The organism is Paenibacillus sp. FSL P4-0113, assembly GCF_038009305.1.
In the GTDB taxonomy this organism is placed as follows: Bacteria; Bacillota; Bacilli; order Paenibacillales; family Paenibacillaceae; genus Paenibacillus; species Paenibacillus polymyxa_D.
Map to the genome: position 1 here is coordinate 403,396 of NZ_JBBPAZ010000001.1, position 20,325 is coordinate 423,720.

At 40.4% G+C, this 20,325-nt stretch carries 18 protein-coding genes and 3 pseudogenes; 11 read left to right on the top strand and 10 right to left on the bottom strand.

The window, feature by feature from the left end; all coding sequences use genetic code 11:
* Positions 1-23 precede the first annotated feature (23 nt).
* Complete coding sequence (locus MKX46_RS01615; protein WP_250262078.1) at positions 24-242, bottom strand: helix-turn-helix domain-containing protein; 219 nt, start codon at positions 240-242, stop codon at positions 24-26.
* Between the two features lie 114 nt (positions 243-356).
* Between MKX46_RS01615 and MKX46_RS01620 the strand changes: the two genes are divergently transcribed.
* On the top strand, positions 357-635 hold the full coding sequence (locus tag MKX46_RS01620; RefSeq protein WP_029515068.1) for a DUF6809 family protein: 279 nt from the start codon (positions 357-359) through the stop codon (positions 633-635).
* A gap of 90 nt (positions 636-725) precedes the next feature.
* Here the strand turns inward: MKX46_RS01620 and MKX46_RS01625 are convergent, their stop codons facing one another.
* The gene (locus tag MKX46_RS01625; protein ID WP_044645949.1) at positions 726-944 is read right to left on the bottom strand and encodes a helix-turn-helix domain-containing protein; all 219 of its coding nucleotides are present in this window, start codon (positions 942-944) and stop codon (positions 726-728) included.
* 560 nt (positions 945-1,504) lie between these two features.
* On the opposite strand from MKX46_RS01625, the gene MKX46_RS01630 reads away from it, so the two are divergent.
* A complete protein-coding gene (locus tag MKX46_RS01630) occupies positions 1,505-2,080 on the top strand; it encodes a hypothetical protein (RefSeq protein ID WP_322252602.1) in 576 nt (191 codons plus the stop codon).
* 641 nt (positions 2,081-2,721) lie between these two features.
* Here the strand turns inward: MKX46_RS01630 and MKX46_RS01635 are convergent.
* Positions 2,722-2,877 carry a hypothetical protein gene (locus MKX46_RS01635; protein ID WP_230585206.1) on the bottom strand — a complete coding sequence of 52 codons (156 nt, stop codon included), beginning with the start codon at positions 2,875-2,877 and terminating at the stop codon, positions 2,722-2,724.
* Positions 2,878-3,129: 252 nt separating this feature from the next.
* Here MKX46_RS01635 and MKX46_RS01640 point away from each other — a divergent pair, with 252 nt between their 5' ends.
* The 3 genes from MKX46_RS01640 to MKX46_RS01650 all read left to right on the top strand — a co-directional run bounded on the left by MKX46_RS01640 (position 3,130) and on the right by MKX46_RS01650 (position 5,028).
* The gene (locus MKX46_RS01640; protein ID WP_340885295.1) at positions 3,130-4,362 is read left to right on the top strand and encodes a WXG100 family type VII secretion target; all 1,233 of its coding nucleotides are present in this window, start codon (positions 3,130-3,132) and stop codon (positions 4,360-4,362) included.
* The gene (locus tag MKX46_RS01645) at positions 4,349-4,669 is read left to right on the top strand and encodes a hypothetical protein (RefSeq protein WP_237449070.1); all 321 of its coding nucleotides are present in this window, start codon (positions 4,349-4,351) and stop codon (positions 4,667-4,669) included. The genes MKX46_RS01640 and MKX46_RS01645 overlap by 14 nt, the downstream gene beginning before the upstream one ends.
* Positions 4,670-4,752: 83 nt before the next feature.
* On the top strand, positions 4,753-5,028 hold the full coding sequence (locus tag MKX46_RS01650) for a hypothetical protein (RefSeq protein ID WP_318628357.1): 276 nt from the start codon (positions 4,753-4,755) through the stop codon (positions 5,026-5,028).
* Positions 5,029-5,606: 578 nt separating this feature from the next.
* Here the strand turns inward: MKX46_RS01650 and MKX46_RS01655 are convergent.
* Positions 5,607-5,840, bottom strand: a complete 234-nt coding sequence (locus MKX46_RS01655) for a hypothetical protein (RefSeq protein ID WP_341070802.1) — start codon at positions 5,838-5,840, stop codon at positions 5,607-5,609.
* Positions 5,841-6,429: 589 nt separating this feature from the next.
* Here MKX46_RS01655 and MKX46_RS01660 point away from each other — a divergent pair.
* Positions 6,430-8,325 (top strand): carbohydrate-binding protein, encoded by a 1,896-nt coding sequence (locus MKX46_RS01660; protein ID WP_341070803.1) that lies wholly within the window; start codon positions 6,430-6,432, stop codon positions 8,323-8,325.
* Between the two features lie 67 nt (positions 8,326-8,392).
* Positions 8,393-10,420: a beta-xylosidase family glycoside hydrolase gene (locus tag MKX46_RS01665; RefSeq protein ID WP_340885303.1), complete on the top strand. Its 2,028-nt coding sequence runs from the start codon at positions 8,393-8,395 to the stop codon at positions 10,418-10,420.
* A gap of 336 nt (positions 10,421-10,756) precedes the next feature.
* Here the strand turns inward: MKX46_RS01665 and MKX46_RS01670 are convergent, their stop codons facing one another.
* A complete protein-coding gene (locus MKX46_RS01670) occupies positions 10,757-11,869 on the bottom strand; it encodes an alpha/beta fold hydrolase (protein WP_069011161.1) in 1,113 nt (370 codons plus the stop codon).
* A gap of 146 nt (positions 11,870-12,015) precedes the next feature.
* On the opposite strand from MKX46_RS01670, the gene MKX46_RS01675 reads away from it, so the two are divergent.
* On the top strand, positions 12,016-12,591 hold the full coding sequence (locus MKX46_RS01675) for a TetR/AcrR family transcriptional regulator (protein WP_069011159.1): 576 nt from the start codon (positions 12,016-12,018) through the stop codon (positions 12,589-12,591).
* 169 nt (positions 12,592-12,760) lie between these two features.
* On the opposite strand, the pseudogene MKX46_RS01680 reads toward MKX46_RS01675, so the two are convergent.
* Positions 12,761-13,160: pseudogene (locus tag MKX46_RS01680) on the bottom strand (MBL fold metallo-hydrolase); the annotation flags it as partial.
* Positions 13,161-13,577: 417 nt separating this feature from the next.
* Between MKX46_RS01680 and MKX46_RS01685 the strand changes: the two are divergent.
* Together MKX46_RS01685 and MKX46_RS01690 are read left to right on the top strand one after the other, a co-directional pair.
* The gene (locus tag MKX46_RS01685; RefSeq protein WP_341070804.1) at positions 13,578-15,080 is read left to right on the top strand and encodes an alpha/beta hydrolase family protein; all 1,503 of its coding nucleotides are present in this window, start codon (positions 13,578-13,580) and stop codon (positions 15,078-15,080) included.
* A 658-nt stretch (positions 15,081-15,738) separates the two neighbouring features.
* Positions 15,739-16,518: pseudogene (locus MKX46_RS01690) on the top strand (glycoside hydrolase family 16 protein); the annotation flags it as partial.
* A gap of 53 nt (positions 16,519-16,571) precedes the next feature.
* Here MKX46_RS01690 and MKX46_RS01695 read toward each other — a convergent pair.
* From MKX46_RS01695 to clpP, 3 genes and pseudogenes are all read right to left on the bottom strand, one after another.
* Positions 16,572-17,111 (bottom strand): annotated as a pseudogene (locus tag MKX46_RS01695) (MBL fold metallo-hydrolase); the annotation flags it as partial.
* An 88-nt stretch (positions 17,112-17,199) separates the two neighbouring features.
* Complete coding sequence (locus MKX46_RS01700; protein WP_039275041.1) at positions 17,200-17,406, bottom strand: hypothetical protein; 207 nt, start codon at positions 17,404-17,406, stop codon at positions 17,200-17,202.
* A 57-nt stretch (positions 17,407-17,463) separates the two neighbouring features.
* A complete protein-coding gene (gene clpP, locus MKX46_RS01705) occupies positions 17,464-18,048 on the bottom strand; it encodes an ATP-dependent Clp endopeptidase proteolytic subunit ClpP (RefSeq protein ID WP_013310269.1) in 585 nt (194 codons plus the stop codon).
* Between the two features lie 198 nt (positions 18,049-18,246).
* Between clpP and MKX46_RS01710 the strand changes: the two genes are divergently transcribed.
* Positions 18,247-18,972, top strand: coding sequence for an RNA polymerase sigma factor (locus MKX46_RS01710; protein ID WP_165150168.1), 726 nt, complete (start codon positions 18,247-18,249; stop codon positions 18,970-18,972).
* A gap of 623 nt (positions 18,973-19,595) precedes the next feature.
* On the opposite strand, the gene MKX46_RS01715 is transcribed toward MKX46_RS01710, so the two are convergent.
* On the bottom strand, positions 19,596-20,126 hold the full coding sequence (locus MKX46_RS01715; protein WP_165150170.1) for a DUF4303 domain-containing protein: 531 nt from the start codon (positions 20,124-20,126) through the stop codon (positions 19,596-19,598).
* Between the last annotated feature and the right edge of the window lie 199 nt (positions 20,127-20,325).

Genomic DNA, 20,325 nt, shown 5'->3' on the forward strand with positions numbered 1-20,325 from the left:
CCTATATTTATTTCTTAGGAATGTTATCCCGCCGGGTAGGGCTTTATTTGTTTCGTTCTATTTAGTAAATAGTCTGTGCTTGTATGGTGGAAATTAGCTAGTCTAATTAAAATCTCCGTTGGAATGTCTATTTCCCCACGTTCATAATTGCTGTATATCCGCTGGCTACAATTCAGATAATCGGCCATTTGAGTTTGAGTCAAATCCTTATCTTCACGTAAATCTCGAATCCGTTGATACATCTTATTCACCTCGAACTAAGAATATCTTAGCGAAATAATCGCTATTGATTTTTAGCGAATAATTCGCTAAAATTAGTCAGGGGGTTAATAATACATATCATGAAGGAGTAGAACATGAGTATCTTGGAGAACTTTTATTACGGAAAATGTAACCCAAGTGAACGAATCAAATCGAAAGACACTGAGTTTGAACTGGTCTCTCAGAGAATAGCCGATGCTGAGGAAGCCCTCAAAACAAAATTGCCAGAACAAGATTACAAATTAATTGAAGAGCTTTCGGATTTACAAGATGTTTTAATTTCCTTATTGTCCGCTTCGGCTTATATTGAGGGTTATAAAATGGGGGCACTAATAATGATTGAAGTATTTGACGGGAAAGAAGAGTTGAAATAGGTAGTTCAGAAGATTGTAGGGGGCGATTATAAAAAAAATTTGAAAGGTAGCTCCTTCATGAGGAGTTACCTTTTTTATTTCTAAAAGTAGCTAGCCTGCCGGATAAGGTTTTTTTTGTTTCGTTCTGTTTAACAAGTAGTCTGTGCTTGTGTTATGGAAATCAGCTAGTTTGATTAGAATCCTTGTAGGAATATCAACATCGCCGCGTTCGTAATTGCTATAAATTCGTTGACTACAATTCAAATATTCAGCCATTTGGGTTTGAGTCAAATCTCTATCTTCACGCAAATCTCGGATTCTTTGGTACATCTTCTCACCTCCAAACCAAGAATATCCCAGCGAAATAATCGCTATTTATTTTTAGCGAATATTTCGCTATTTAGTCGGAGGATTTCATTTAGGTTTAGAGCATGAAGGGAACAAACGTATGTGCATCCATTTATTGTTTGAAGTATATGATTTTGAGACTCAATATTTTTACCAAATATGCGCACCCACCGTTTCTTACTGCGCTTGCTTCTGTAGACATGATTTATGTTCCCTAATTTGGTTTGTTGAAAAATCAAAAGGCCGGCACATTGGCCGACCTGGTTCACCGAGGCTCGAAAGCGGCGGGGTGTTCCTTATTTAATTTTCCATGATATAAATATATCATGCTAAAAGTCTAACGAACGGCCATCATTCGGTCAAAAGTTATTTAATAAACAGTCTCTTTTCACAGGTTATAATAACCATTTATTGTCCAAATACTATGAATAGATATTATTACAGGAAAAAACAACTACTATATCCCTCTATTTTACAAGTATATATAATTCATGTTAGTATATCGATGAAAATACCAAATATATGAAGAGAGGATTGATTTTATGCAAAAGTTTAAGCAATTGGGTATCGCGTCATTATCAGCTCTTATGTTATCATCGTTTACACTTCCTGCTTTCGCTAATGCTCAAGCTGTAAACAACGTAGAATCTTCTATAACTTCAGAGACTAAGATAGACTTGGAAAATGGAATTGTTGATGAAAGAGTAGAGCAAGAATTAAGACAAGTTGATTATGATGACCTTTTCAAAACTGTAGGCACTAATCTTGGAATGGTCGATACTCAACGTCCATCTGGGGAAGTAAGTACACAAGGCTGGAGATCAAAGTTCGCAAAGGAAGTAGCGTTAGAATTAATTTCTAAACTGAAAAATATTGGATCACGTGCTTGGAATGAACAGATAAAAATTTATGTAGATAAGATACCACTTTTGACCGACGGTGCAAAAGAAACTTTGAAATATTATCTTGGTTATCAAGTAATAATGCAAGCTTTGGATATCATGGTAGATTTCACAGGCACAGCAGAGGACGGTCTTGCTTACGCCTTAAAATATGTTGGGTTGCCTGCGTGGTTGGCCGAACCCGCATCCAGAGCTATTGTCTTCTTCTTGCTGTAAAATCGGAAAAAAGGGGGACTAAACGTGTACATACTCGCATTGATTATACTTATTACTACAGGTTTGGTATCCATAGCTGATATTTTGTTTGATATAAAAGATTCCGGTGAAGGAATCAGGTTGATGGTTAAAACTTCACAGGCTCTATTCTTTTTATCATTGTTGTTTTTTACAGTAAAAAGCGGTACCAAGAAAAGAGACTGAACTCGTCACACACAGAAAAAGGGTGGAGTTGATAAACTATATCAACTCCACCCTTTTTAGTTATTCGTCGTACGTGTTGATATAACCACTGCTTCTATTGGCTTAGCAAACAACTTCACTTCCATTGTTTGTTTGTTATTTAATCACTTCCAGTCTCAATGCAGCAGCTAAAATACTCAATACCTCGATCTTGATCCTCCTAAACGTGCCCTCGCTAATCCCCATTTCCCCGCAACTAATGTAATCAAACTCTCCTCATCATCCAAATAACTGCGCTGGATAACCTCTCGTTGTATACTGGACAATTTGCTCATTGCAAGCTCCAGCAGCCGATCTTTAGCCTGAAGCTTTGCCTCCCTGTTCACGTTGTATGTGGCGATGTTCTCCGTTTGCTTGGATATTTCATTTGTCGATTGATGCTCTCTATATGAATACGCCTAAGTAATTGCTGCTTCCCGACGTACAAAGCCAATCTGACGATTCTGACGAACTGTTTCCAAATATTCCTCCACCGCAAGGCTGGTTGCTTTTTCGTCGACTAAGTCCTCCTGGTAACCATATTCCAATAAAAATTTTCGATAACCCTTAGTCATAGCGTGCTGCTCCTTAGGGAGATTACCTTGATGTAAATTGACTAAAATAAGATATATATTTCGAATATTCTGCTGAAGATGAGGCATTAGAAAGGTACTTCTTTATAATGAGGAGGAGCTGTATTTAATAAATATAAGTCAGAGGTCGTAGGGATTAAGTCTTCTAATTCATATAACAATTAGTAATAAAGATGGTTTTCCATAAATTTGAATAATGTTATTATGTCTTAATGAACTCAACCGAGGTAAATTATGACAACAATTAAAGTGACACCTGAACAACTTATAACTGTCTCTAAGAAATTTGAGCTTGCGCAGCAAACGGCGATGCAAATGAATAGTCAGTTATCGCAGCAAATTTCGTTTATGGAACGATTTTGGGAGGGGATAACAAAGGAGCAATTCTATTATAGTTTCCAAACATCTCAGAAGAATATGGCTGACTTTGTTACACTAACAGATTCGATTGCTAGAGAACTACGGCAGCATGCAAATAAATTTAGATTAGCAGATATGATGGAGGATGGGAATCTAGACCCAGGTTGCTTGCCACCTCCACCGAATACTTGCGCAGTTCCTGTTGCAGATACACGAAATGCGCTCCAGAAATCGGCGGATAGCTTAACGGAGCTTGGTCAGGATTTTGTAGCAGCTAATTCAGAACGATATGAGAAAAAATTTGATTCAGTATGGAGCTTCCTAGATTATATGTCGTACGGCATTCCGAAGGGAATGTATCAAGGGTACATGGAACGGGCAGCTAAACAAAACGATTCATGGAATGATATGCTCAATTTCGGTACATTTGGTGTAACGGGCATGATTCAGGGAGCATTTAATCCCACAAATGCATGGTCAAAAGAACACTGGGCTAATATGATCGGTACAGCAGGATTATTTGGAGGAGTTAGTTCAGTAATCAAACCTAAGATTAGTTTGAAATCATCGGTTAAGTATGAGGGCGCAGTGGACTTACGACAAATTTCTTCGGACGGTTTGCGTAATGAATTGCCATTAACAGATGTCCAGAAAACGGAGATTATTCAGTATACTAAATCGTTGGATTTTCCCGAAGATAATATAATAATGAGTAGACCTGGTTTTTATGATGAGTGGAATACAGGTATGATGTACGATAGATTTATTATAAATACAGATGTATTACCAGCAGAGCATACAGGAGTTGGAACCTTAAGTGCTAACTCACGTGTGTCAGCCAAGGCAACGATTGCACATGAAATTGTGGGACACTATGAGGCATATAAGGCAGGGAGAGCATTTGAATTATATGATGTTGCTCCAGATGCATTTAAAAGAAATTTTGCTCTAGATGAAGCCCAAGCTAGTATAAGAGCTGCAAGGTTCGCTCCCGATTTAACATCAATAGAAAGGATGACGCTACTGAGGGATGCCATAACCCGATTAAAAAGTGCTGATTTGCGTATAGGTGATGTTAAGGGAGAACTTTATATTGAAGAACGATAAAGGGGTAACGTTTAAAATGGAAAAAATAATGGATGTTAGTTTAACTTTTGAGTCAAAAGATGAAGGTACAATTATAGTAGGAACAAACAAAGGATTAGACCATTTAACCTACCCAGAAATAAAAAAAATCATAGGTGATAAAATTCTTATTAAAAATGCAAATCAAATTGAGACGGTATTAAGCGTTAGCTCTGTTCAAATTTCAACTTCAATGGCTGAAAGGAAAAATATTGGAATATGCATTGGCAAGTTAGCATCTCCTGATCTTGTTCAAGTTGGGGCGAGTATTTACAGTTTGGAACATTAATTAATATCAGTTTAAAGGTGGAATAAAATGAATATATTAAAAAAATTGAAGAAGGAAAATGTTCAATAGATGAGTTAGAAAATTTGCTAGAAGAAAAGAACCCCATAGTTTTATATCATGCAATGACACATATCGGAAAAGAAGGTATTCGTACAGAGGAAATATTTAAAAAATTAAATGGATTATCTTTAAAAAGGGAACATCAAGATAAGCTGATAGGTCATTATAAAGTAGGAGACTTAGCAATAGCTACTATGATAAAACTTGGAGAAAAAGAAGATGAGATGACTGGGTTTAAGATATTAGACGAATTTGAAAAAAAGATGGTTTTCCGTTTATGTGAAGAAATCGAATGGTAATGCCTCCTGTTCGTCTGAATGCACTTAATTCAAAACTTATTTCACCTCGAACCATGAGGAGAAATAAGTTTTTTTCATATCTAATGGAGGTGGACCAAATGAATAGAATACTTATTCAAGCTGTAGAGCGTTTGTATTCAATTCATTTTGAAAGTTTAGGTGTGTTGTTGAGGTCCAGAAGGCAAAAAGCAAACATCGTAGGTTTAGACAGGTAAAGACAATCGTTATCGATGCTAGTGCGCTTGGACTCCGTAACAATCCGTTTAATATTAAACCCAATTTCATTGAACACCTAAATATCCTTGATCTAAAAATGTTAGTGAAAACAGTTTGGCTTGGATCGTTGAATATGGTTACTGTTACGCATATCCGCGACTAAAAGAAAAGGATCGGGCATTAATGAGAGGGGATAAATGTTATTTATAGATTGAAGTTTGAATTGTAAGATAACTCATGGTTGATGGCTATTCTGGTTAGAACTAGTCGCATAAAATGGCATGAATATAAGCTTCGCAACAGCCTGGAATTATTAGCATACTCCACAAGTTGCAAAGCTGTCGCCCAATTTGAACGGTCTGTTAAAGGACAGAAGCCGACACTTCTTGTTGTCGATCTTGGCATTTCTCCCCGGCAACGATTAGAATCGCATGCTTTGCTCTCCCCGGAAGGATAAAGCCTTGGCGAACCATGCAGGAATGATGCCCAATAGTATCGACCACTTGTTCCAAAGTGGCGTTTATGGTATTATATTCCTGGATATCGTTTTCCCGAATGTGTAGCCTAAAATTCGCTTCAACGCTTACTAACGACATAATATTCCTTTGTAATTGTGTAAAAGCTTTCAAGTTCAACTCTAAAGTTAAAGTTTTCAATCGGTACGTGTAATGAAAAAGAAGGGAGGGGAATTTGGGAATACGATCGGTAGTTCGTTAATATACAGGGTTGCCTATGAACCAGACACTATATTTGAGCACCTTGAACTTTGGGGATTGACATTTGAGCACAAACAGCTCGAAGAGCACCATCTTGCATGAAGACGACTGTTATGGCTTGCCATCGGTGAATTAAGGCGCTGATATCCAAAAGAATGCCTGGAACCCGTGCAACGCAGTTTGCTGTATGTATCGTAACCAAGGTAATTATAAAAAGCTATTAACTGAAATTTATTGGGCGAAAATAAAAATGATGAACTGGCTAATTCGGCTTGATTCGAGTCTCCACCGTAAAATGAAAGCGTTTACATATTTAGAGGGGAGGCTATAATATCTGCTGAAAATGTTACAAGTCCAAGTTTCGGAGCACCAACCTTCAAATAGGATACAAAATTACTAATTAAATCTATGCATAGGCAATTTGTAAACTTTTAATAGACATAATATATAAAAATGGAGGAATATGTTTATGATTAAAAAATTTTCGGTGTTTTTATTAGCTTTTACATTATTGCTGAGTTGTTTACCAATGGTACCTGTACATGCTGCTAACAATGCAATTGCAAAGCTTCCAGGGAATTCGAATCCTCTTATGGACCATAAATTGGGCGCTGATCCCTATGCGTTGGTCTATGATGGAAGAGTCTATATCTATATGTCCAGTGATACGTATGTGTATAACAATGACGGCTCGATTAAAGACAATGACTTCAGCGGACTGGATCGCATCCAGGTCATCTCTTCCGCGGACATGGTGAACTGGACGGATCACGGTGCCATTCCGGTTGCCGGTGCGAACAACAAGAACAACGGCAGAGGCATTGCCAAGTGGGCCGGCAACTCCTGGGCTCCGGCCATTGCGCAAAAAAAAATCAATGGCAAAGATAAATTCTTTCTCTATTTTGCCAATGGTGGAGCCGGCATTGGCGTTCTGACCGCAGACACGCCGATCGGCCCTTGGACAGACCCCCTGGGCAGAGCTCTTGTGACACATAATACGCCGGGAATGGCTGGTGTAACCTGGCTTTTTGATCCGGCTGTGCTGGTGGATGATGATGGCACAGGGTACTTGTATAGCGGCGGCGGCATTCCGAACGAATCCGATCCGGCCTCCATTGCGAATCCGAAAACTGCCAGAGTCATCAAATTGGGCGCAGATATGACCAGCGTTATTGGGAGCGCTACCACCATTGATGCCCCGTACCTGTTTGAAGATTCGGGCCTTCATAAGTATAACGGAAAGTACTACTATTCCTACTGTATCAACTTTGCCGGGACACACCCGCCACAGTACCCTGCAGGTGAAATTGGCTACATGGTCAGCGACAGCCCGATGGGTCCCTTTACTTATAAAGGGCATTTCCTGAAAAATCCGTATACGTTCTTCGGTGTGGGCGGCAACAACCATCACGCTGTATTTAACTTTAAGAATGAATGGTATGTGGTGTACCATGCCCAGACGGTCAGCAAGGCTCAAATTGGAGCTGGGAAAGGCTATCGCTCCCCGCATATTAATAAGCTGACGCATAATGGAGATGGAAGTATCGCTGAAGTGCAGGGGAATATGACAGGAATCGCTCAGTTCTCCAATCTGAATCCGTATACCAGAGTGGAAGCAGAGTCCATGGCGTGGCAAGCGGGAGTCACAACCGAGCCTACTCAAGCCAGCGGCGGTCCCATTAGTAATCTGAATGTGACAAACGTACACAATGGAGATTGGATCGCTGTAGGAAATGCCGACTTTGGTAGCGGTGGAGCCAAGACGTTTAAAACAAACATAGCGTCCAATGCAGGCGGTAAAATAGAAATACGTCTGGACAGTGCAACGGGTCCTCTGGTTGGAACTCTTAATGTCAGTTCTACTGGAGGAACACAGACCTGGAAGGAAGTCGAAACCACTGTAAGCAATGCAACAGGAGTCCACAAGGTTTTCTTAGTGCTTACCGGAACAGGGACTGGTAACTTATTTAATATTGATTACTGGCAGTTTACACCCAATACTACTGGAACAAGGGTTGAAGCTGAGGATATGACTCTCGGTGGTACTTACGCTGGGAAGATCAGTTCTCCTTTCAATGGGGTCGCTTTATACGCCAATGATGATTATAGTGCATACACTCAGTATTTTGCCAACTCTATTCATAGTATTTCAGTCAGGGGTGCTTCGAATAACTCCAGTACCGCCAGAGTAAACTTGCAAATAGGAGGAACCACAGTTGGCTCCTTTTATTTTACGGGAACTACGCCGACGGTCCAAACCTTGTCTAATATCACCCATGTAACCGGAAATCAAGAGGTCAGACTGATCGTAACCACCGATAACGGGACTTGGGATGCCTATGTGGATTATTTACAATTTAATTAACTAAAACTAAAAGCTTTTGAACCTATCAAAGATTAGGGGCGATTCTAATATGTATAGGAGGATAAGTGTGCTTTTATTAGTTTTACCATTATTCATGAGTATGATGTCCAATACTTCTGTATTTGCAGCTACTACTTTTACAAACCCGTTTATACATGCTGATTCTCCAGACAACGATGTTATCAGGGTAGGTAATACTTTTTATATGACTAGCACGACCATGCACATGAATCCTGGAGTTCCGATCATGAAATCTTATGATCTCGTCAATTGGGAAATCGTAAATTATGTTTACGATACGTATGCCAACAATGACGCACAAAATCTTAACAACGGGCAGAACGAATATGGAAAAGGCTCGTGGGCAAGCAGCCTTAGATATTATAACGGCATCTACTATGTGTCCTTTGGCTCCAATTCTACCGGCAAAACATACATCTATCAAACCAGCAATATAGAAACTGGTCCATGGACATCATCAGTGCTTGACAACTATTATCATGACGCATCGCTGCTGTTTGATAATGGACGTGTATTCTTGGTTTATGGCAGTGATAATATCAGCATTATTGAGCTTACTGCAGATGCAAAGGCTATCAAGCCAGGGGGACTTAATCAGGTGATTATTTCCGCTGCTAGTAATATTGCCGGTTCCAGCTTCATAGTCAAGGCTGAAGGCGCGCACATACAAAAGATCAAGGGAATGTACTATATATTTCTTATATGCTGGCCATCGGGAGGCAACCGCACACAATTAACCTATCGTGCAAGTAGCTTGACAGGACCCTATACAGGTCAGGTGTCATTGAATGATTCAGGTATTGCACAGGGGGGAATTGTTGATACTCCTTCTGGCTCCTGGTATGCTATGCTGTTTAAAGACAGCGGAGCAATTGGACGTATGCCGTATCTTGTTCCGGTTACATGGTTAAATAATTGGCCGGTATTCGGTGTTAACGGTAAGGTTCCTCTTACGATGGATGTTCCTGTTGAAGGTTATCCCGAAAAGAAGGTCTATGCGTCTGATGAGTTTTCATCTTCTCAAGCCTCCAGTCAGCTTATTGCAAACGGTGGATTTGAAAATGCCACCATAAGCCCGTGGACGAATAATAACACTGCATTTGTTGCAGCAACCACTACAGACTATTACATCGGCTCAAAAAGCTTGTTTGTCAGCGGTAGACAACAAACAGCTGCTGGTCCAAGACAAGTAATTACCGGAAAAGTAACAGCCGGCGGAATGTATAATTTTTCTGCAAAGGTTAAATACACTGAAGGTCCTGCCACTAAGCAATTTAATTTTGGTATTCAGAATGGTCCAAGTTACACAGGTATATCGATTCTTGGGTCCACCACGCTAACCAAGGGCCAATGGGGCACAATTCAAGGAACATATACACTTCCGGCAGATGCCGACCTCTCACAAACGTTTATTTTCATTGAGACACCCTACAGTTCAACCCCAGACCCAACCAGTGATTTGATGAATTTCTATGTGGACGATGTTTCGTTTACAGGAACCTCGTCTTCTGAAGCGACTCTTAAAAAGGAGTGGCAATGGAACCACAATCCTGACAATACTCATTGGTCCCTTACACAGCGTCCTGGATTTATGAGAATGACTACAGGGAAAGTGAGTAAAAGTATTCTGGATGCCAGAAATACGCTTACCCAAAGGACATTTGGACCGAAAAGTACAGGAATCATTGCAATGGAAACAAGCGGGATGAAGGACGGAGACTATTCCGGTCTTGCAGCTTTTCAGGCTAATTATGGATTTGTAGGCATAAAGATGAACGGGACCTCCAAATCCATTGTTATGGTGAATGCCAGCTCTGGAGCAATGACTGAAGTGGCAAGTGTCCCTTTCACCCAGAACAGAGTATATCTTAAGCTTATATGTGATTTTACAAATCAGATGGATAAAGCATATTTCTACTACAGTCTTAACGGCACAAATTGGACGGCTATAGGCAACACACTTCCGATGTCATATACAATCCCTCACTTTATGGGATACCGTTTTGCTTTGTTCAATTATGCTACTAAATCAACGGGTGGTTTTGTTGATTTTGATTATTTAAACTTGCAGTGACAAACAAGAGGGTTTGAAGCTGTGGACTTAACTCCCTGGATCTATCAGATGTTAAATAATGGAAATTAAGGGCCGATAGACATCTAAGTTCGTTTCTTGCGCTCCTTCAAGGTTCTTCGGTTCGAAAATCTAACCATGCTAGGCCGCATGAATTGAAAAGCTCAGAGGAAATTACGGACTTCTCCATTGAGATAACAGGGGGAAATGAATGGACTAAACCGACTCCATAATTGGAGTCGGTTTTTACTTGCCAATGGGATAACAACGATTGAAGCTATGGAACTACGATTTTTTGATGGGCATGTTGCGTATAAAAAAAATATATATTTACAGTTGTTATAGGAACTTCTTCATTTCATTAAATGCTAACTCCCTGTGACCTGCTTGGCAGTGTTGCTCGCCACCTGTTTCTTTAGTAAATACTTTGGTTGTAATGGACGCAGCATTGATTAATTCTTGTTGGATTTGTGCGAGTCGGCTAATAGGTACGTATTGATCATCTTCTCCAGCTAGTAAAAGAACATCTTGATTAATGAATGCCCCAATGCCGTGCATCGTGTGCTTTTCGAAATTTTTAATGAGATCAAAAGGCGTTGCTTCACCGGTGTTTTCCATCCCTTTGGTAATCTTCCAATGCAAATCAATATTGTGAGTCATCATCTGTTCGAATAATGAATTCACTTGATCTACTTCATTACGTTCGACTAGCTGCACTATGCTTTGGTAAGTTTCTTCTGGCATTCCCATTTTTAAGGCATCTAAACCACAATAGAAAATGTTAAAAGCAACTACTTTATCGATTCTCTTTTCGAAGGCTGCCGCACGCATAGCTAAATATCCTCCCCAAGAAGCACCTACGAGACTTGCACGATCTAGTTTGAAATAATCAATCACCGTTGATATGGGCTTTTCCCAGTTGTGAATGAATTTTAGGCCGTTTTTTAATGCAGTTCCTTGGCCTGGACCATCAAATACAATAATATTGTAATTAATTCCCTTCATGAATTTCATCATTTTAAGCATCTCTTCCATGTAAGAATCATACCCACCAAAGACAAGTAATGTTTTCGTAGCTCCAGGCGTCAACAATTTTACAGCAGGAAGATAGGAATCTTCATATGGAATTTGGTAGGATTCATAATCAAAATCATGAAAGCCTTTATAGAAGGTATCTCTATATTTTCGATACATTTTTTCTTTATTGGGGTCTGTGGTTGCAAGATAAAATTCTGCAGCTTGATAGTAGACTGAGGCTAAGTCATAGTCCTTGCTGTCTTCGCGTTCCCTTGCAAAATTGAGCCAAGCTTCATACCAGCTATGGGTGTCTTTTAATTTCGGAATCATTTTTTCTAAGTCAGCTTGTGCTCGATCATCTTCTTGATAATAATCATTGATAAAACGATTAATTTGAAGATTGAACTGTTCGTTATGGACATAGGATTTAAACATATATTGTCCTCCTTCAATTTGGGTATGTGCTTACTATAGAGTATAGTTACTACATAAAAAATAATTAGTATCGCATAATCTGTAAGATATCTTACACGGTATATATGAAGTGTTCGAAAACTTACACATAAGGAGCAAGTGGTTAAATGAATGAAGATATCAGAATTTATAAAACAAAAATAGCTATTGAGCGAGCTTTCATTGAATTACTCCAACAACATGATTTTAAAGATATTACGATCAAAAAAATTTGTGATCAATCCCTTATCGGACGTTCTACGTTTTATAGTCATTATTTGGATAAGTACGACTTGCTAGAAAAGATAGTTAAACAGTATGCTTCTGATTTTAAAGTTGAAATTGAGCAGCGTTTTGATTCCATGGAAGATGGCAAGGTGGCAAACGCCATAGAACTTGTAACCGATCAAATGATTAAAAATAAGATGGAAATTTCAACATTGTTAACCGTTCATGAAATATCCGCCGATTTACGTAAAGAATTTGAACAAATTTTGTTTCGGACTTGTTTAGATTATTTAAAGCAACAGAATTCTTCAACTTCGATCGCATTGGAGTATTTAGCTGAACTATATGCTGCTAACTCAATGACGTCTATTCAGTGGGTTTTGAAAAATGGCAAAGATACTAACATCATTCTTCTTTTAGATCAAATGCAAGAATACATTTTTAATCAGTTAAAGTCTGATCTATATACAAGTTAGCACGCGTGGAGTGATGTTTTTATGACTGATAAATCATCAATGGGTTGCAGAAATAAACTTTAAAGAAGGGGTTGAAGGGAGGAAACAGTAGGAGAATTGAAGCACTGGTTCAATTCTTCTACGCTAACAACATCGTTTCACGAAAAGGTAGCTTGCTGGAACTTTAACTTTATAATCCTTGGGTAAGTCCTAATATCTGATCATTCACATGTACATTACTTAATCCCCCGTGATAACAAACTACGGATGTAATGTCGAGATCTAAATACTTTTTCAATGAGAGACGAGCTGCACCCACATCCGGTGTGGTCGGGACATGAATCCCCCCCAGAATCCCGTTTACACTGTACATCGAATCCCCGGCAATAAGAGTCTTACTTTGCCTTTCGAGGGATCTCAAGGTGACTATCTTTTAAAAGGGGGATATCCCCCTGAATATACGGCTTATCTAGTTCGTGTGCATAGACTTTGATATGATTGCCACACTCCTGCAAAATCTCAGGAAGACTTCCTATAAGATCCACATCTTGATGCGTCAAAATCACAGCTTTTAGTTTGTCGAACGACACGTCTTAGCTGAAGCATTTTCTACTTCCTGTGAAATTTCCATAATATCGGACTTCACGAACACGAATTTTTGTCACATTGCCGTGAACTGCATCACGTACATATTCCGTATATTGTGTTTGAGTCGCAGAAATTGGTTTCGAGCCACCAACAAGTAAATGCGACGTTGCATCATGTTGGTACACCCAACACGTCAACAGCGCTTGTGATACTACCATAGTCGTTATAAGTCTGTGATGTATTAACCACATACTTATTGGTATTTCCTGATTCATCCTTGGTTTTACGAGTCTTCCAATACCGCAAGATCGAATTACAAAATTGTTAGGTTGATGTAAGGCAAATCGATAGCTTAGGCCAGCCTGGCAGGATAAGATTAGAACAAACGAAAATAGAAATTTTTTGAAAGGAGAATCGAGATGAGGCTGTTTGAACTGTTGCTTTTATTGTCAAACATCGGCTTATTTGTATTAACCGTACTATTAAAAAAAGGACGGCGTAGAATTCCAGTATTCGTTGCAAGCGGGGTTGCCACACTTTTACTGGTCATTCATTGGACGGTGGAAGGATACAGAGTTCAGCTATTTTTCCCATATTGCATAACGATCATTTTTTTAGCCATTTCAGGTTATAGCTCTTTTAAAAAAACCGGCCCCAAAAAAATTACACGATTCATGTTGGGTTCAGCTTATACCGCTATAGCAATAATGCTGGTCGCAACAGCGGGCCTCATGTATGCTTTTCCTGTATTTAAACTACCTGAACCGACAGGCGAATTTAAGGTAGGAACGCAAACTTTTCATTTCGTGGATACAAATAGGGAAGAGATTTTCGACGAAGCCAGAGAGGGTAAGAGAGAATTGATGGTTCAGGTCTGGTATCCGGCTCAAGCTAGCACCGGCAAGTACGCTCCCTTTATTCCCGATACCCAGATTTTACGTTATATGGCCGCAGACTATGGCCTTCCCGAGTTTACGTTTCAACACCTGAAGTACGTATCCAGTCATGCTTATTCGGGGGCCGAAGTCTCTTCGGCACAGACTTCATACCCGCTGATCCTTGCGAATCCCGGCAACGGCTCTTCCAGGTTTCTTCACACGTCGCAAGCCGAAAATCTCGCGAGTCATGGATATATCGTGGCAGTGATCGACCATACCTACAATACATTTGCAACCGAGTTTCCGGACGGGCGAATCACGACCAGCACAACCAACGACTTATTCTCGCCCGACCATGATTACCAGACGAGTAGAGGAAATCGCGACAAGTTGGGAAAAGTTTTAACCGGCGATGTGGCGTTTGCGTTGGACCAATTCGAGCTCATCCAATCGGGGTTGATTCCAAGTCATCTAAAAGGGAGGATTGATCTCGGTCATGTCGGGACGTTCGGTCATTCCATCGGCGGAGCGACGGCCTATGACGCTTCTTATGATCCGCGAATCACGGCTGGAATAGACCTTGATGGAGGGCTTTATCGACTGCGTGACAGAGAGGGTCTACGAAAGCCGTTTTTGTTCATCAACTCGGAAAGCTATTTCGAAAAATTGAAAATGGTGATGGATAACCGGGTCTACACGGATGCAGAGCTTAACCGTATGGGATCAACAAGAGAGTGGGAGGATCAAGTAACGGAAGATAAAAAGTTGGAGCTTGAACGGATGCGCGAAACGGTCGACGAAGGAGGACAAGTCCTCTATATCGAAAATACGGAGCATTTGAATTTTACCGACGTACAGTTCATTTCTCCGATTTTCAAAATGCTGGGCATTACAGGAAAGATTGCGCCCGAAAGAGCGAACTCCGTTATCAATGCCTATATGCTGGATTTCTTCGATAGGTATCTGAAAAATCAAGGCGGAATCTTAATGAAAGGACCGGATAACCGCTTTCCGGAGGTGAAGTTCGTAACCTCGCTATTATAAATTACGGAACAGAGTACCGATTTTGATATGCTCCCCTTCAAGTAGACAGGTTTAATAAATAAACCGCTGCTTGAAGGGGAGTTTTATTTTGTCTAAGAAAAACGAATACAATGCGATTGAGAAACTAGCCATCATACAGGAGTTAAAAGCAGGACAGAGCAGCCGTGTGGAAGTAGCAAAAAAACATAACACAGCGTTACCACCTTAGTGAAGTGGCGACATCGCTATGAGTTGTACGGAATTGAGGGGGAAGGTTTCCTCCGGATAAGAAGATTTGTGGATGCTCGCCGCCACGTGTCTTCTGGTAATCGTAGATGACCGCCAGCGCTACACCGTGTCCGGTGCGATACGTGCTACTACGTTTGTTTTAATGGCTGTTAAATTTCTTATTGATTTATAAAGACCGACTTTATCTAGATGGGGAAGTGATTTTTGTGAAAAAAACTTAAATATAGGTTGAATATGGATTTTGTTTCCATTATACTCCTGCTTGAGCGGTATATTTTTTCAATCGTCTATCTACGATTCTAACTTATGAGCTGTCCAAGAAGAAAAATATAAAGAGAGGTGATCCCCGTTTCAATGGTCAATACCGCTTGAAGGCTTATTTTTCTGAAGTGTCTAAGAACCTGGATTATTATTATTGAGGAGGGAACTAATGCTAAGAAAAGGATTATGTGCGGTTGCGCTGCTCAGTCTCCTAATCGTTCTGCTTCCAGAAATGCATACAAGCGCAGCACCGAACTCGAATCTTGTGTGGAGCGACGAATTTAATGGAACTTCGTTAAACCGGTCCAATTGGACCCCTGAAATCGGTACCGGAAGCGGCGGATGGGGAAACAATGAACTGCAGTACTATACCAACCGTACGCAGAATTTGCAGGTTACCGGAGGCAATCTGGTGATTACGGCACAAAAAGAAGCTTATGGCGGAATGAATTACACCTCTGCCCGGATCAAAACTCAAGACTTGAAAAAATTTACTTATGGGAAAGTAGAAGCGCGCATCAAGTTACCGTCCGGTCAAGGGATATGGCCAGCTTTCTGGATGTTAGGCAGCAACATCAGCTCGGTAGGTTGGCCGAAATGCGGAGAAATCGACATTATGGAACGTGTAAACAACAATCCTTCTGTGAACGGTACTGTGCATTGGGATGCGGGAGGCCACGCTGACTTTGGGCGGGTATCGGGCAATCTGGATTTTTCCCAATACCATGTGTATAGCATCGAGTGGGACTCCAAGTATATCCGCTGGTTTGTCGACGGACAGCAGTTCAATGAATTTTATATAGAGAACGGAACCGGGAACACCGAAGAATTTCAGCAGCCGTTCTTTATTCTCCTGAACCTAGCGGTCGGCGGAAACTGGCCTGGTGCTCCCAATAACTCGACGCAGTTCCCGTCCCAAATGCTAGTCGATTACGTGCGTGTCTATCAATAAAGTGTGGGCATTAGATACAATTCATATGAACATTATAAAAGCAACCCCGGTCATTTACGGGGTTGCTTCAATTCGCTATAAATTAACTCGCCACTAAGTCCTAATATCTGATCATTCACATGTACATTACTTAATCCCCCGTGATAACAAACTACGGATGCAATATCGAGATCTAAATACTTTTTCAATGAAAGACGAGCTGCATCCATATCCGGTGTGGTCGGAACATGAATTCCCCCGAGAACCCCGCTTACACTGTACATCGAATCCCCGGCTATAAGAGTCTTACTTTGCCTTAAATAAAGACTGATATGACCAGGTGTATGCCCAGGCGTATGGATGACGTGAATCCTGCCGCAAAACGGCAGTTCCTGACCATCTATTAAGGTATCGTCCACTTTGCCCTTCGGGCGATGCACAAGGTGACTATCTTTTAAAAGTGGGATCTCCCCTTGAATATACGGCTTATCCAGTTCGTGTGCATAGACTTTAATATGATCGCCACACTCCTGCAAAATCTCAGGAAGACAACCTATATGATCGACATCATGATGTGTCAAAATCACAGCTTTTAGTTTGTCGAACGACACGTCTTAGCTGAAGCATTTCTACTCCCTGTAAAATTTACATAATATAGGGCCTCCGTACAATGTAATTGACACCCATACTAAAATAGGTTCAAGGGGCGAATCCAACTCTATGGCGTTGCCGTTCCTTAATGTCAATGGATACGGTGCGAATAGATGTGATAGGAATAACAAGCGTTTGATATTGCGTAAGATATTTAACGAACTTGTCGTCAATCTGATCCAATATCCCGTCGCATACATTTGCCCCATCTATAAAATGAATAGTTACTTCCTTACCTTGTAAACTTGCTAACATGATATCACCTCATATTTTCTTAAAGTTTCTTGCGGATCATTAGGGTTTGAGCATACTCTATAAAGAAGTGATCACCTGATCAATAACACCATATTCCAGTGCCTCCTGAGCGGACATGTAAAAATCCCGGTCCATATCTTTTTCGACTTTTTCAAAAGATTGTCCGGTCCGTTCAGCTGTGATACGGGTTGCCTTTTCACGAGTCCATAAAATTCGTTTTGCGCTGATCGCAATATCGCTGGCCTGACCTTGTGCGCCGCCGTGCGGCTGATGGATCATGATTTCACTGTTCGGCAACGCCGAACGTTTCCCTTTGGCGCCCGCTAGCAACAGGATCGCGCCAAACGAAGCAGCGAATCCCGTACATATCGTGTGTACATCAGGTTTGATGTACTGCATCGTATCATAGATGGCAAATCCTGCGGAAGTAGAGCCACCCGGGCTGTTGATATACATGTAAATTTCTTTTTCCGGATCTTCTGCCGCCAGGAACAATAATTGAGCAATAATACTGTTAGCCAAATGATCATCGATGGCTGCCCCGACAAACACAATACGATCCTTTAATAGTCTGGAATAGATATCGTACGATCTTTCACCTTGAGCAGTTTGCTCAACAACATAAGGAACATAAACACTCATTTTGATACCCCCAATTTCCTGTTTTCAGTTGATTTCTCCTTGTAAACGAACCGAGGCCGTAAAAAGATACGGAGGTTTCAATGGGAAAACGATTTGCGTAAATGGTGTAACTTTTACAACCACTTGTTCGTTTACATTGGAGGTAACAAAGGCTTTGCTCTAGGAAAGGGCAGAATAAGACCGTGGAGGAGAGGACCTATGCGCATAGATGATTCTATACAAATGACAGATAATACAATAAACATCGAGAACTTGGAGGAATTACAGGCAGTCCTGAAGCGTTACTGTCTGTCGCTTACGAAATCAAATTGGGATGCGGAAGAATTGGCTCAGGATACTTGGGTAAAAGCATTAGGAAAGTTAAACAATTTCGAACATACAAACCCCAAAGCGCTTTTGCTGCGGATTGCGAAGAACACCTGGATTGATGAGATACGGAGAAAAGCAGTCTACAGTCGGGTATTGAATAGAGAACAAGCGAAAGTAACTGTGCCGGATCATGGAACTTTTGAAATTGAGATAGCGTTGCAGTCCTTAATGAATCATCTATCACCGCTTCAGAGAACTGTCTTTTTGCTGCGAGATGTGTTCGCATTTTCGATTAGTGAAACATCCGACATGCTCAAAACAACGGAGGGAGCGGTAAAAGTTGCACTCCACCGGGCACGAAAATCGCTTGAAGCAGTCAAGGAGGATCTCCTCAAAGGAGAGTTATCCTTACCGGAAAGTGAAAACTCGAAAACTTTTCTGAGAACGTTGACAGCGGCATATCATAGGGGGGATATTGCAACATTGGTTATGCTCTCCCATCAGGATGTAATGGAGCCGGACGTGGTAATCGGAATCGTTAATCATAAGCTGCACCGGAGTCTCGCTTCAGTAAAACAAACGGATTCCCATACCATGAGTATGATAGCGGCGTAGTTTGCGAAGAGAAATGTGGAACTCATCATAGTGGTTATTTCTGATAAAACATTTTCCCGGTCATTCCAATTTATAGCTCTTAGCTGGGATTAAAATGAAGTATATTAAAGAAGATAGCGGAAGGGGAAGGTTCAAATAGGTGAATTAGAAAATTTGTTAGAAGATAATAACCCCATAGTCTTATATCATGCAATGACACAGATGGAAAAGAAGGCTTCCGTACAGAGAAAATGATAAAAAAATTAAGTGAATTATCATTAAAAAGGGAACCCCAAGATAAACTATTAGGTTATTATAAGGTGGGAGACCTAGCAATAGCGACTTGATAAAACTTGGAGAAAAGAAAGAAGAAATATCTGGATTTAGAACTTTAGATGAATTTGAAAAAAAGATGGTTTTCCGATTATTTGAAGAAGTTGAATGGTAAGAATTCCTGTTCATCTGGATGAAAGCTTTAAATAAACTTATTTCAACTCGAACCATGAGGAGAAATAGGTTTATTCGTATCTAATGGGGATAAACCAAATGAAAAGGATACGTAATCAATCGATGCATGGGACAAGCAAATTGCGAATTAAAGCAACTACCTGAACGAAATGAGTGTAATATTTCAAACTGTATTTCTATTGATAACGATGCAAGAAGCCATCAACTAGTTTGGCGTTTGTCATCTGAATTACAGACTGATCTTCGAGTTCCTCGGCCATATCATCATCCGTCATGGACACGAAAAAAATAATATCTTCTTTGGCTTGACCAAATTGATTGAAAAGCACCTCGTCTGTTTCCTTAACTACCTTGGCCATAATTTTTATCATTTCATCTTTATAATCAAACACATTTTCGGTTGCATATAGAAATTTGCTAATATGATTCAAGTGTGTTGCATCGCCATATTGATATTCGCAAAATCCCCATCTATAATAATTTTCATCTTCCTTGCTGTCGCACAGGCCTTCGGCTTTCATGTTTGTGATATGTCTAACAAGGGATTCCTCTGTATTAACAGCTAGAAACAAGGTGACAAAATCGCTGTCTGTGCCAAAAGCACAGGCGTAAACCTTCTCATTCTTCACTTCTTTCAGTGTGCTTTTAAGATCATCCAAAAATCCTGCCCTAAATCTTTCCTCAAATTCATTCAAAAAATTGTTCATCTGGTTCATATGCTCCTTTATGAGTCTTATGCTTGATTATACATTATCATTATTGGCACGACTCGTGTAGCCTACCATGCTCAGCCAATAGCAAGATTTGCAATGAAAAAAATAAACGCAAGACAGGCTAGCCAAGCAGAAAGTGTAAATCCGTAACATCTAGAAGCCGCTCTTAGGATAACGGGGACTCCTGTTCAGC